The organism is Chryseobacterium sp. 14P4.3.2 (assembly GCF_057799275.1).
Map to the genome: position 1 here is coordinate 17,013 of NZ_JBYOKO010000012.1, position 13,926 is coordinate 30,938.

Here is a 13,926-nt window from a genome sequence, read left to right on the forward strand (position 1 = left end):
CTTTTTATTTTGAAGCTCCAAAACAAATTCCATAGAAAACAAGGAAGCCTCCCAAAAAGAAGAGTAGCTTAATTCCTACTTTGATTTTCTCAACATTTCCAATAAAGAACCTTACCGGATTTCTGTCTATATTTTGGGAATTATACGTCTGATGAAATCTCACCAGCACACTATCTAAAATTGTATCCACAAATAACAAAACAAAAAAGCTGAAAAAGAATAATGCAACAACTCCCATACATATATTTAGAAACTGTTTCTCGTATACCAAGAGGCTGTTATCATATTTTGAAGCGTACATTAAAAAACTAAAATATGCTATAACTAAAAATAAAAGGCCGACCAATATCCCACCGCCTGTTATTAATAAAACTTTCTTTTTTGAATATAATGTAGGCAATTTAAAAAGCAATAAACCATACAAAATTACAAATGTAACATACAATAAAATCTTCATATTATCCAATTATTACGGTTGCGCAACCAGTTAAAATTTTTCCTTCAATCACGGAAGGAAACATCCATTCTTTTAAATTTTTTATTCCATTAATGATAGGCTTAGCACTTAAAGTGACTTCGAGGTCTAACTTAAGACCTACTAAAGCGGCAACTTTACCTCCCACATTTACTCCCAATTCATAGTCATCGGTATCATAATACATTCCTCCTTTACCTCCAAGTGCACCTGAGCCTCCTGAAAGTCCTACTTTAGCTTTTGTTTTTAAAACACCAAAGAAATCAGACTGCCCTTCATAATCTGCTTTAGCAGCTCCCATATCTCCGGATAATTCTGCCTGAAAGCCATATCTGTTGTCAGATCCTCCGGTTAAAACCTTAGCTTCAGCTTTTCCTTCGATATAGGCGATGTCACCTTTTACTTCACTTTTATGATAAAGAACACCTTCTTTACCTAAGTGAGCTTCTGCATTTCCGGACATCATCGAAGCTTTTCCTTCTCCCTCAGCACCGTATAATCCATTACTTCCATAGATTCCACCTTTCAGCTCTCCTTTATATTTTGAAAATCCTCCGCTTCCTCCTATTCCCCCGTTTCCTTTTCCTAAAGGTTCATAGTCTCCTTTAACATTCATCTCAAATACGGTAAAGCCTAAAGTTCCGTAATCATAACTTCCGTCTTTCGTCTTATCTTCTCTATTGGCATAGGCTTCAAAGACTTTTAATGACATATTATCTTTTAATTTATGATCAATAGTTCCGTCGCTATTAAGTTTATCTTTAGGGATAATGCTCCAGAAATGATTATCCACCGGAGCTCCTGTAGGTCCTGCCGGGGGTGGTTGTGGTGGTGTACCGCAGCTTGTTTTATCACCCATTCTTGCAGCAGCTACTCCATTGATAAATACAGATGACGATCCCTCTACAATACTCGCGACTCCGTGAGAGGAACAAGTAATGGGATCTCCTTTTCTAGCAGCCGGTTTTCCTCCGATTAACACATTAAAACTTCCGGCAGTTATAGGTCCGGTATGAGCCCCCTGATCTACAAGTGCCCGTGCAGCCAGTTTTCCCATATTTAACTATTTATTTTTGTTACAGCGGCTTTTAATTCTGCAAGGAAACTACCAAACAGCTGAAGGGTTATCCCCGTCACTTTAGTAAGCACACCACCTCCTACTTCTGTATTATTAGTTGCTTTAAAGGTAGAATCTTTTGAAGAGATATCAAAAGTTTCAGTACTTTCCATTTTCACATTTTTACCATTTAAAGTCACGGTACCATCTGCCAACATCTTTAAAATACTCTCGCCAATCGTAATGGTTAAACTTGTTTTACCATCTAGCGTAATATTTCCGGCACTGTCCATTTCCAAAATACATTGTGGAGGCGCATCTTTTTTTCCGCCAACATTAATGGTATTTTTACTTCCGGCATTTACAGTATGATTCGAATTGGCATTAGTGGTCGCATTTCCGGCACCGTCAAATTTCATATTTGCACCTCCCTGGTCTGTAAGATATACAGAACCTTCCCCGTCATTAAGCTCTAACTTATTCCCACTACGGCTACTCAGGCTTTTTATATTATTTCCGACTCCACCACCTGCACCTACCCGACCATGGAACATTCCCCCCATCACAAAGGGACGATCAGGATGCTGATGTACAAAATTAATGATAACCTGATCTCCTACTTCAGGAATAGCCATAAAGCCTCTGTTCTTATTCACCTTTTTACTGCTTCCCGCGTCAGGTGTCATTACCCGGATAAATTCCGTTGTGTCCTGCCCTTTTTGCCAATCAAACTGAACACGGACTCTTCCCTGATTTAAAGGGTCAGTATTGGAAATCACCTTGGCAAATTGAGCATCTGCTCTTGGATTTTCAAATTCCGGACGTGGAATAAATCCTGTATCTGCAGCAATAGCTTCAAATTTCCCATCATAATATCCTCTGGCATCTACTTCATGCGTAACTTCAATAATCATCAGTTTGGTAAAATAAGAAGTCTCATTACTGTCAGCTTTACGCATTTCTATATCTGCAGGACAGCCCGGATATAAGAAAGGGACAGTAGTAGTTCCTGAAGTAATAAAAACTTCAGATGCTTTACTTCCGGCAGTTCCTTTCTGAGAAGCATCAATATCCATAAAAGATGATGCCTTGATTGGGGCTACTCTTAATGAAGGGGTTGTAAAGGTTTTTTCTGATATTTCATACGCACGCCGCGCAATATCTGATGTATGATTGATTTTTGAACTTCCGGCTGTAAGCTTTTCATTTTTGCTGCTGTTATATCCATAAAAACTAGGGCTTACATGCTGTGCTTTCATTTTAATTGAAATATCGCTTACACTACTGCCGTAAGTAAGTTTCACAGGTTTCTCCTGAGGCGGCAGTTTTCCAAAATGCAGAACCTCCCCATCATAGTAGAATTGCTCTCCATACGCTTCCGCCATTCTGGCAAGATAATTATAATGGGTTTCTTCATATTGGGAACTGTAGGAAACATTTCCGTGCTGGGCGTCTACCCTAAAGTCAAATTTATTCTGCCCCAGCCCTTCTCTGATCACATGATCTGCAATACTGTTTAAGCTCACAGGCTGACTTCCCCCAAAACTCTGAATGTGGGGTGCTGCATCTAAAAGTACTGTTGGGCTGTATCCTTTAAGAACTATATTTCCCAAACTACCTTTTTCCTGACTGAACCCGACTTCTGTAACGACTCCCACAAAGTTTCGCTCAGCGCCATTAGGAATATCTTTATATTTGAAAACTATAGTAATTCTTTTTCCCAAAAAATTCTGTGCCTCTTCTAAATTATGATTTTCCGCGCTTCCCAATGTATCGTGAGCCAGTGTCAAACTGAACTCATGGTGCTTTGCGGCACTTTGTACCAATTTAAAATGTTTAAAATACTTAATAATCTGACCTTCAATAACCACTTCGAGTTTTACGACACGGTTAATTCCGGTAATAAAACTTTCAGCAATGGCTTCTACATTATGTATTTTTGAGGTGGGCTGTTTTGCCCATACTTTATTTTCAACAATAGATGCTGTATTAGGAACCAAAGTCTGATTCATAAACATATCTGCACTTTGTACAGAACTTACAGCCTGCTGGCCAGTTTTTACCGTTTTTTTTGTTTTTTCGCCAACATTACTTATTTTTCCTTCAGCTTTTTCTGCAACATTCTTAATATGCCCCTTGCCTGCTTTTGTAGCATTGCCGGGGCTTTCTATTTTAATTTTCTTGTCATCCTGAAACATAGCATATTGTGTTTAAATTAAAAAATGTATACACTACCGATTGTACAGTATATACAAAATCGAAATATAATATTGATCAATCTTCCGGAGAAACTCTTACAGAGAATAGCTTTCGGGATATCATGATTCTTCATGGAAAAAACAGAACAGTATACCCTTACGAGTGCACTGTCCTGTACCAATTTTATTTTTACTAAGATGATGAATAGGCTTATTTGCCAGATGAAGGCCACAGTCCAGCGTACTGAGAAGTACCGTAGTCAATGGTTTCAGCACTGATTACAAAGCTGATCAGCATACTGTTGCTGTCAATAGCATCAAAATCTACTTCGTGCTGAATAACGTATCCGTTCTCCCATTTTAAGGTAATCAATGTTCCTTCTTCATGAGATTTGTTAAATACAATTTCTCCTACTGTAGGCTTGTATTTCCCATTCAATAAGCTTTCCAGAATGTCTGATTTTTCAGTAGCTTCTACGGTAACTTTGATTAATGCATTAGAAGGATCTGATGCTACACGTCCTGAAACGTCTGTAGATCTTGATACGCTGTAATTCATTTTTAACAGCTTCTGTCCTTCACCATTGTTGAATTTTAAGATTCCTCTTGAATTTCTTTCTGCCATGATTTGTAAATTTTAATCGTTAGTAATATTTTGTGATTCGGTGATTGTATAGCAAATATAGAGGCTCTTTTTTTCTAAAAAAAACTTTTCAATATAAATCTGAAAATTTGTAGTAGTTCTACGATTTCTTGTCGTAATTCTACGACATTAGATTTAAAAAAAACACCAAAACACCTTTTAATAAAGGACTTAAGCAATAATAATCATTTCACGAAAAAGGAACATTTTACACAATAAAGAGATATAATTACAGTTTAAAGAGGAAATCTGAGAGATAAATATGGGAAATTCATATTGAAGATTTAAAGTTTGGGGTTCAATATTCAGATATAAATTATTTACCCAACTTACAAAATCACAGTGCTAATCTTTCAGCTTTATAGTAGGCAAAAAATTCTCTGAAAATTGAGTAAAAATCCCGTATTTCAAAATAGTCAGGACTTGAACTTTCTATAGCATAGAAATGATTTTCCTTAAAGAGTTTTTTTATTCTTGTCTGATGATCGTATTGTGAAACTGAAATAATACTTTTGAAATGCAGACTGTCCGTGATCCGGATTGTATTTTTAACCGTCATTTCAGTATTGTTCCCATAGTTATCTACAAAGATATTTTCCTGTGGAATATGGTTTACTCCTCCATTTTGCTTCCCTCCCAATATCCTTCTTTTCCTAATCCACCACTTACCAGGATCTTCTCTACCCGCCCCGCATGATATAGTTTAATATTTTGATCTAACCTTGCTTTTAACCTTTCTGACAGTGAACCGTCTTCATTAATTTTGTTTCCTAAAACCACTGCCAGATCAGCTCTTCCACCTTTATCATCAAGCCCATCGATTAGTATATAAATGGTATATGCAACAAACCAAAAAGCAAGCAATAAGAGGATATATTTTACATTTTTTTCATAAATTGAATTGATAAGATAAAGATAAAATAGCAACCAGCTCAATGAAACTGATTGCTATTAATAATTTTCTATTTAAGGTATTTCTTCTATGGAGTATTTCCTCCTTCTTTTATGGATCGAACAAGGATTTTATTTTTTCGTAACAGAAAATCTGGCATCAGATCAGTCGGAAGATAAAAAGGGCTTTCACCTTTTTTCTGTAGTTCTTCCACAATTCCCGGATTCCAGACCAGAATTTTGTCGAAATCAACTTTGAGTTCATCAGCAACAATTTTCAGATTAAACCCAGCATTAATTTCGGTTTCTGAAAGGTTTTCACTGGCTATTTTTCTGTTCCCGTCTTCGAAGAATATTTTATTTATTCTTGCAGAGTTATAGTTATTCAGCACGCTTTGGAGCTCTCCTGTAGCGTAGCACGCATTCAGGTATTTTTTCACATGATTAATGGTTTCTCCGGGAAGGTATTTATAAAACTCGTGATATTGAGACGAGCCTGCAGCCTGCATTGCCTTTGCAATATTTCCTTCACCACAGTTATAGGCGGCTACTACTGTCACCCAGTTGTTATATTTTTTATAGAGATTTCCCAAAGAGATGACGGCCGTTTTTGTGCTTTTATAAACATCTGTACGATTTTGCTCTGTAAGCCCATACTGATTGGCATGAGCGGTCATCAGCTGCCAGACTCCTACGGCTCCTGCTCCTGAGGTACTATTTCTGTCAAAATGAGACTCTATCAGCGCCAGATTTCTCAAATGCTTGGGAAGTCCTTTCTGAAGGAGTAACTGTTCAATAAATTCTACAAGATCTTTATTGGCATTAATAATTCCTTTGTATCTTTTTACACTGTTTTCCGAAGTATCGGAAGCGGCAAGAAACTGTCCGTTCACAAAAATAACAGTTCCCAATATCATAAAACCTGTAAAGATATTTCTGACAATCGTTTTCATCTTAAATGTATTTATAAGCAAAAAGGCAATTTACCTTTTTGCTATTTTTTCTTCGTAACTAATCTACTTTCCAGCTGATTTTTTCTTCTTCTTTATTCCAGTCTACATGAACCGTCTGTCCGGATTTCACTTCTTCTCTTACAATCATTTTAGAAATGGGTCTGGCAAGCTGTGCACGGATTACTCCTGAGATTTGTCTTGCTCCATACTTACTGCTGAATCCTCCTAACGCAAGGCTTCTCACAGCATCATTACTGATTTTAAGAGTAATTCCTAATCGGGTAAGTGAAGTGTGAAGTGATTTTAGCTGAATATTAAAAATTCTTTCTGCAATAGACTCTGTGATTGGTGCAAAAGGGATAATTTCTGTGATTCTTGCTAAAAATTCTGGTCTGAATCTTCCTGAATTCGACATAATCTGCATCAGTGAGGATGATTCCGGGATTTTTCCTTCTTCAAATTGCTTTACTATTTCCTCACTTCCAATGTTGGATGTGAACAGAATAAGTGCATTGCTGAAGTCTCCTTCTTTCCCAAGCTTATCATGTACTTTCCCTTCATCCATGATCTGTAGGAAAACGTCAAACACAGAATGATGTGCTTTTTCAATTTCATCAAACAAAACAACAGTATAAGGCTGCTGTCTTATTTTATTGACCAGCATCCCTCCTTCTTCATAGCCTACATATCCCGGAGGAGCTCCGTATAATAAAGCCGCGGAATGTTCTTCTTTAAATTCAGACATATCAAAACGAACCATCGCCTTTTCATCGTTAAAAAGCAGTTCTGCCATTGATTTCGCCAGCTCTGTTTTACCTGTTCCGGTAGGTCCCAACAGGAAGAATGAACCTATCGGCTGTCCTGGCTTATTCAGTCCACTCCGGTTCTCCACGATGGCATCAGAAAGAATTTTCAAGGCATGGTCCTGTCCTACTACCCTATTGAGTAAAAGAGACTCCATATTGAGTAGTTTTTCTTTCTCCTGAGCTTGAATTTTTCCAATTGGAATATTGGTTTTGGCAGCCATTACAGCAGCCAGTTCTAATCTGTCTACTTTTTCCCTTTTCTTTGCAGCATGCTGTAAAAGTTCTGCATACGTATCTTCAATAATCTTTTGAATCTGGTCTGCAGGCATAGAGTTATCTATCGCCGGTTGTTCGCTTAGAGACCCCCAAAGAATAGGGCTAATTTTATCTCTTAACAGATTATAAGTCCAGATCAGTTCATCCGCTTTATCTTTATTGTCTGCAAATTCTTCTTTCAAAATGGTGTCATAGCTTTCTTTCCAGCTTCCAAGTTCTTTTTCTGAAAGTTCATCAAGCATTTTTATAGCAGCCATCGTCCTGTCTAACAAGTCGATAGCAGCATCCGGCAGTTTTTTACCTTTAGCATATCTTTTTGCTAAACGTACACATTCCGGAAGGGCCGTTTTTTCAACTTCAATGCCGTGGTGCTTTTTGTAGCCTTCTAAAAGTACATCAATCATTTTCACACAGGTCTGTTCATCCGGTTCATTAACTGTAAGCACCTCAAAACGACGATTGAAAGCCTGTTCCGGCTCTATAATTTTCCTATATTCTTCCTGGGTAGTAGCACCTATTACGGTAATTTCACCTCTTGCCAATTCCGGTTTAAGAAGGTTTGCCACATTTCCGATACTGCCTTTGGGATCTAAAAGAGTATGAATTTCATCAATGAAAAGGATTGCTTTTTCAATTTTCTTACATTCATTAATCACTTTTTTCAGCCTGTCTTCTATTTCGCCTTTATAGGAAGTTCCTGCTAATAATGCTCCTGTGTCCAGTTCTAAAAGGGTCCCGTTTTTAAGCATTTCCGGAACATTTCCTTTTGTAATTTCTATAGCAAAGCCTTCTACTAATGCTGTTTTTCCGACACCAGGTTCTCCAATGATGATTACATTTGGTTTGCTTCTTCGGCAAAGAATTTCTACCAGCATTCTGAGTTCTTTGTCTCTTCCAATAATATTTTCAAGGTCTCCTTTTCTTGCCTGCGCTGTTCTGTCTACGCAATAACTTTTAATAGACGGAAAAGAGGTATCCGAATAGTCTGACCCATTTGAAAATAGAGATGAAAAATCACCATCTTCAGAAACGGTAAATGGGGTATCTTTTCTATATAAATTGAATATCTCGTGCTCCCTCAACGGAAGAGATTTTAGCTGCTGAAGTGAGAATACAACCTGCGGTTTTACAATGGCCGTCAGAATACAAATGGGCGTGATCTCATCCAGCCCCAATTTTAGACGGATATCATCAGCCTCTTCTATAAGGGTATCTACGGCATCATCCTGGCCAACCTCTTCCGGAAGATGGGCTGTCTTAGGGTATTCTTCAATGCGGACATCTGCCCATTCATAGAAGTAGCCAGGATCTTTATCTATGCTTTTCAGGAATTCATTGAGTCCTATATCTTTATGCATTAAAGCCTGCAAAATATGCGGGCCTCCATAAGTGCCATTATAATTTTCCTTCGCTATCGACTGAGCAATATGAAATAGCTGCTTTACTGTTTCGTTGGTTACTAGTACTCCCATTTATAATTTTTCTTATATTAATATATTTGCGTTCTGGTTTTGATGTGATTCACAGGGGATGATTCTCTTTATCTGTATTTTCATAACTGATTGCCAGAGAATCAAAAGCCTCGTTTTATTTTGCTAAAATTAAAAATTTTATTCTAAACGAGCTAAAGATAGTTAATTCTTCAATTAGAGAAGTAGCAACGACCTTTTTTCTTTTTCCAGATTCTTTTCTTTGTGAAAATTCAATAACAAATTACTGTCTTTGTTCCTTTTCTTTCTAAATTTCATGAAAGCTGTCCTCTGTTATTTTAATTCTGGCAATTGGCATAAAATCTTATTACAGGCAAAAAAAGACCGCCTTTAATAGGGACAGTCTTTTCATATGAATGTTGATAATGTGTATAAATATTAGCTGCTTGGCCAAAGTCCTGCATACTCAGAAGAACCGTAGTCAATAGTTTCAGCACTGATTACAAAGCTGATCAGCATACTATTGCTGTCTATTGCATCAAAGTCTACTTCGTGCTGGATAACGTATCCGTTTTTCCAGTTTAAAGTGATCAGTGTACCTTCTTCGTGAGATTTATTGAATGTGATTTCTCCTACTGTAGGCTTGTATTTCCCATTCAGTAAGCTTTCAAGGATATCAGACTTTTCAGTGGCTTCTACTGTCACTTTGATTAGTGCATTGGAAGGATCTGATGCTACACGTCCTGAAACGTCTGTAGATCTTGATACACTGTAGTTCATTTTTAACAGCTTCTGACCTTCTCCGTTATTGAATTTTAAGATTCCTCTCGAGTTTCTTTCTGCCATGATTTGTAAATTTTAATCGTTAGTAATATTTTGTGATTCGGTGATTGTTCAGCAAATATAGAGGCTCTTTTTTTCTAAAAAAAACTTTTCAATATAAATCTGAAAATTTGTAGTAGTTCTACGATTTCTTGTAGTAATTCTACGACATTGGATTTAACAACTCTATTCAAATATGCTTCAATAAAGATTTTCAAACCATCATAAAATCATCATAAAAAAGGAAATTTTACACTAAAAAGAGAAATAACAACAGATAAAAGCATAAAATAGAACATGAAAAATTGAAAATTCACATCCGTTCTTAAAGCCCAAGTTTTATATTTTGTGCTTAAAAGGTACAACGTCTGGCTTCCATCAAAGCACAAAAAAAGCAGAAGTATAGGTCTCCTGCTTTTTTATTATAAAAACTAAATCTTAATGTTTAGTATATTCCGGTTGTTCTGTCGGGATTCTTGTTGGCGTAAAATATTCGTTAAGCCAATAGAACGTCTGTCCGTTCTGCTGAATTTTCACCGCCGGATTATTTCTGTTGGCAAGCATTCTGTCTGCTAAATCTTTATAGTGGTGGAAGTAATTTCTTACTGTTTCACTAGGAACAATCTTCGATTTTCTCCAACCTTTTAATTTATATTTAGACATCAATTCTTCTTCTGAAAGGTCAAACCCTGTACTCATTCCAACTGCATAAGACATTGGAAGTTCGTAAAGATCTCCTTTATCCAGGAACTTTATGGTCGGATTATACTTCTTCAGTAGTTTTACATATTCTTTTATGGCTCTTCCCTGATTAAAGCCTGGACGATCCGCTTCTGTATTTCTGTACACTTCTGTATAGAAAGCTTTTAGGTTATCATATTCCGATTCTGAAATAAGAATTCCTTTTTCTATACCGGGAGTAAATTCTTTCAATTCTTTTGGAATATACCCTTTTACCAGGAACGGGCTTCCATAGTTGATCAGCTGAGCAGCAATTCCTGCTGAAACCGGATTCGTAAGGCCTGGGTACAGATACTTGTATTTTACATCTACATCTGTTCTTCCGGCTCCTACTGATGAATGGAAATACTCATTAAGAGATTTGTCCACAGTCTGATTATCTAAAGTAACCTGTGAAATAAGGCTGTCTACTGATTTTTTCAGGAACCCGGGAGTTGTAATATCTCCTTTTTTTGGAAAGATGACAAATCCCTGAGACATACTTTGCTTAGGATAAGCTAATGAGAAGAATCCTTCATCACCTTCTACGAGACTGAAATTATTTTTAGTAAGAACATCATATTGGTTAATGATCTTCTGCTTTTTAAGCTCAGCAATATTTTTTGCTGTATTGGTAACTACATTTTCAGCCATCAATACAAAGTCATTGTATGTATCTGAAGATCTTGCGCTTGTCTGAAACATAATCAGTCTGGCCTGAGCCTGAGTAAGAGAGCTGATTACGCTGTACATATTTCCACTCTGATTGGCGGAAGTACCTACAGTTATTACAATATTAGTTTCATCCGGAACATTGGAAAGAAGGTTCCCGGCTGCAGAAAGAGCTTCTCCTACCGGCTGATATCCATTGTTGCTTGCACAGTTCATCTCATTTGTTTTCTGATCAATAAACGACGTTATTTTACTATAATCCGTACTTAGGTTTGAAACAGAAAGGTTATTTCCACAAGGGTTATTTTTATATAAAACTACTCCGTATTTTACGTTGCTGAAATAAGAAGGCTTTTCAAATCTAAGCTGGAGATCTTGTAATAATGATTTTACAATAGGTGCATATGGCGCGTTCGGTGCACTTACATCCAGTGCAAAAACAATATTAATATTTTTGTCCCTTTCTGTAATCTCTCTGTAACGGTCAAAATATATAGGCTCGCCTAATACATTGGAAACATAGTTCTTACTGTAATCTAAAATATTGGTGAAGTATTTTGTTTTAGAATCGGGAGTTGGAGCTTCTTCTAACGGAAGTGTTACCGGGAAAATATTTTCCAGTGGTGTTCTTTTATTAACTTCTGTAAGGAGAACTGCTGTTTTATTTTCTGCGTCAGATGCTGATCCACCCGGGTATCCTTCATGAATTCCCAAAGCAGAATCATTGATCCCTGTTGTATTTTTCAGCTTTACAGCGGAACGCTCTCCCCATTTGGAAATCACATTGGAACTTACCCATCCATACAGTCCTGTGCTGATGCTGTCTATATCTATTGAAGGTTTTTTACCTACTAAAAATCTTTTGTTGTTTTCAGCCTGCTTATAAACATATACAATCTGGCCATTAGGAATTTTCACCTTGGCATTTTCGATTAGACTTGGTGAGTTGAACACCATAATAGAATCATTTTTGTAGTATCTTTCAGCGTTTTTTATCACCTCACTGTTACTGGGTACTACAGCTACTCTTACCGGATAACCTGTCTTTTCGCTTTTTAAAGAGTTATTCCACAGGAGAAGGTCAGATTCTGGAATCCAGCCATATGTTTTAATAGATTTTGACGAAACTTTTTTCATTAAAGCATCAGGAACGTATTCCGCTACTTTTACCATTCCGTCTCTGTGTTTCAAAACCATTAATGGTTCTAAAAATTTCACTTCTTTATATGATTTTTCATCATCTTTATCCAAGTAAGCCGTATTTCTTGATCGATCTGAGATCACGATCCATGGAGTTGACTTTTTAGGAAAACCATTGACTACAGGAGAGTTATCCACCTGTCCATACTGGGACGGTTCAGGAGTTTTCTTTGACGGAAGCTTTACCTGGCAACTCGTCAGTAATACTGAAAGTCCTATATAATATGCTGCTAGAGGAAATCTATTTTTCATCCTATTTTATCTTTTTATGATTGGCACATCCGTACAACCGGATGGTATTATTTGCTTTGGTTGATGTCAACTTTAGTTACACAGTTTTGTGTGTCATCAAGATTCACTTTTACAGTCTGGATCACCGTATTTTTGTCAAACTGAAGGCCCGCACAGTACATATAAAAGTTATTTGCTTTACTGTCATTTACCTTTACCACAGTATTTTCATTATTACACAAATAGGTTTTCAACAGGTAATTGTAATGCATATTGAAACTGTTTCCGTTGGCAATCTGCTGCAGGTGATATTTGAAATCATTATCTACTTTTGCATAAGAGTCTTCTACGGATATTTCATCTTCGGCAAGAGAGTTATAGGCAGGAAGGATTTTAATACGGTGATAAATAGGTTCCTGAGTTTCTTCAGTGTATAAAGTTACCACATAATCTCCAGGCTTTTTGTAAGAATAAATCGTAAACTTATCCTTGGAATCTGTATTGCCTGTTTCTCCGAATTTCCATGCAAACTGTTTCGCTTCAGAAACGGCACGAAACGGCACGTTTTCATTTTGCATAGCCTGAACAGGGGCTTCAATAGTAGACTTGATTTTTGTAGTATCTTTGGACTTCTGGAGGCTTCTTGCTCCAACCATTACAGGGAAAGATTTCGTGTATTTGTTGTCAACGATCAAGCTTACCTGGTAATATCCCGGTTTATTGTAGAAGTGAATTCCACTGTTTCTATCAGAAGTTGTACCATCTCCGAAATTCCATCTTTTGGTCTTTGCGAATTGGGTTTTATCTTCAAATAAAAGGGTATCTCCTACCGCCAGTGAAGACGGATAAACCACTCCAACAATATCATCAGCAGAATGTATCACTTTTTTCTGCAGCCACAGGGCAACAAGTGCTGCTATGAGCAGGGTGGCGATAACACCGATAATAATGTTTTTCTTGTTCTTTTGAAAATAATTCATAATTAAGTAATTGTGATGTGTATAGTTCCTAGTATTTATATTGTATTACTGCGTTCTTGCTTTCAAAGCGGTTTCGCGTTCATAAAGTCTGTTTTGCTTATTTTTGAACCCGATTCTGCAATCTTCGACCTGTTTATCAAACTTTTTGATGTCTTCCGAAGTGGTGGAAATCACTTTTTTGTCTTCAAAATACATTTTATAGAATTTAGCGATCTGAGGATATGCATCTTTTCGGATATCGGTTACATCATAACCATTAAAATAACTGTTAAGATCGTTGATTCCTACCTGGATATTATTTTCAACAAAAGGCTGTGGCGCTTCATTTGTAAGTTTGCTGATCATGGCATATGTACTATCCATGATAGGAAGAACAACCTTTTGGTGCTGTTCAAATTCAGCTTTTTCTTCAAGATTCTGAATTCCTCTTACATCTTCATCAGAAAACGGGGAGACAAATCCTTTTAAAAAGATAATTCCCAGAAAAAACATTGCGGTAACAAGCATTAGTATCAAATAAAAAAACTGATAATGCCTTTCCTTTTTAGATAGTGTTATTTGTCCTTGCATAT

The 13,926-nt window shown here is 36.8% G+C and carries 12 protein-coding genes; all 12 read right to left on the minus strand.

Going from position 1 to position 13,926, the window contains the following annotated elements:
- Nucleotides 1–4 precede the first annotated feature (4 nt).
- Entirely contained in the window at nucleotides 5–238 is a 234-nt protein-coding gene (locus AC27VX_RS16610) for a hypothetical protein (RefSeq protein WP_236857710.1), read from the minus strand.
- A 220-nt stretch (nucleotides 239–458) separates the two neighbouring features.
- Complete coding sequence (locus AC27VX_RS16615; RefSeq protein ID WP_300690012.1) at nucleotides 459–1,532, minus strand: PAAR domain-containing protein; 1,074 nt, start codon at nucleotides 1,530–1,532, stop codon at nucleotides 459–461.
- 2 nt (nucleotides 1,533–1,534) lie between these two features.
- The gene (locus tag AC27VX_RS16620; protein ID WP_488696742.1) at nucleotides 1,535–3,730 is read right to left on the minus strand and encodes a type VI secretion system Vgr family protein; all 2,196 of its coding nucleotides are present in this window, start codon (nucleotides 3,728–3,730) and stop codon (nucleotides 1,535–1,537) included.
- A gap of 211 nt (nucleotides 3,731–3,941) precedes the next feature.
- Nucleotides 3,942–4,355 carry a type VI secretion system tube protein TssD gene (gene tssD / locus AC27VX_RS16625; protein WP_236857707.1) on the minus strand — a complete coding sequence of 138 codons (414 nt, stop codon included), beginning with the start codon at nucleotides 4,353–4,355 and terminating at the stop codon, nucleotides 3,942–3,944.
- A gap of 355 nt (nucleotides 4,356–4,710) precedes the next feature.
- Nucleotides 4,711–5,013 (minus strand): YdcF family protein, encoded by a 303-nt coding sequence (locus AC27VX_RS16630; protein WP_488696744.1) that lies wholly within the window; start codon nucleotides 5,011–5,013, stop codon nucleotides 4,711–4,713.
- On the minus strand, nucleotides 4,986–5,237 hold the full coding sequence (locus tag AC27VX_RS16635) for a hypothetical protein (protein WP_488696746.1): 252 nt from the start codon (nucleotides 5,235–5,237) through the stop codon (nucleotides 4,986–4,988). The genes AC27VX_RS16630 and AC27VX_RS16635 overlap by 28 nt, the downstream gene beginning before the upstream one ends.
- A 116-nt stretch (nucleotides 5,238–5,353) precedes the next feature.
- Nucleotides 5,354–6,217, minus strand: a complete 864-nt coding sequence (locus AC27VX_RS16640; protein WP_488696748.1) for a lytic transglycosylase domain-containing protein — start codon at nucleotides 6,215–6,217, stop codon at nucleotides 5,354–5,356.
- 58 nt (nucleotides 6,218–6,275) lie between these two features.
- On the minus strand, nucleotides 6,276–8,771 hold the full coding sequence (locus tag AC27VX_RS16645; protein WP_488696750.1) for an ATP-dependent Clp protease ATP-binding subunit: 2,496 nt from the start codon (nucleotides 8,769–8,771) through the stop codon (nucleotides 6,276–6,278).
- Between the two features lie 396 nt (nucleotides 8,772–9,167).
- Nucleotides 9,168–9,575 carry a type VI secretion system tube protein TssD gene (tssD, locus tag AC27VX_RS16650; RefSeq protein WP_236857703.1) on the minus strand — a complete coding sequence of 136 codons (408 nt, stop codon included), beginning with the start codon at nucleotides 9,573–9,575 and terminating at the stop codon, nucleotides 9,168–9,170.
- Nucleotides 9,576–9,989: 414 nt separating this feature from the next.
- Nucleotides 9,990–12,395: a type VI secretion system protein TssR domain-containing protein gene (tssR, locus tag AC27VX_RS16655; protein WP_488696753.1), complete on the minus strand. Its 2,406-nt coding sequence runs from the start codon at nucleotides 12,393–12,395 to the stop codon at nucleotides 9,990–9,992.
- 47 nt (nucleotides 12,396–12,442) lie between these two features.
- The gene (locus AC27VX_RS16660) at nucleotides 12,443–13,354 is read right to left on the minus strand and encodes a PKD domain-containing protein (protein ID WP_236857701.1); all 912 of its coding nucleotides are present in this window, start codon (nucleotides 13,352–13,354) and stop codon (nucleotides 12,443–12,445) included.
- Nucleotides 13,355–13,399: 45 nt separating this feature from the next.
- Nucleotides 13,400–13,924 carry a type VI secretion system transmembrane protein TssO gene (locus tag AC27VX_RS16665; RefSeq protein ID WP_236857700.1) on the minus strand — a complete coding sequence of 175 codons (525 nt, stop codon included), beginning with the start codon at nucleotides 13,922–13,924 and terminating at the stop codon, nucleotides 13,400–13,402.
- Nucleotides 13,925–13,926 lie beyond the last annotated feature (2 nt).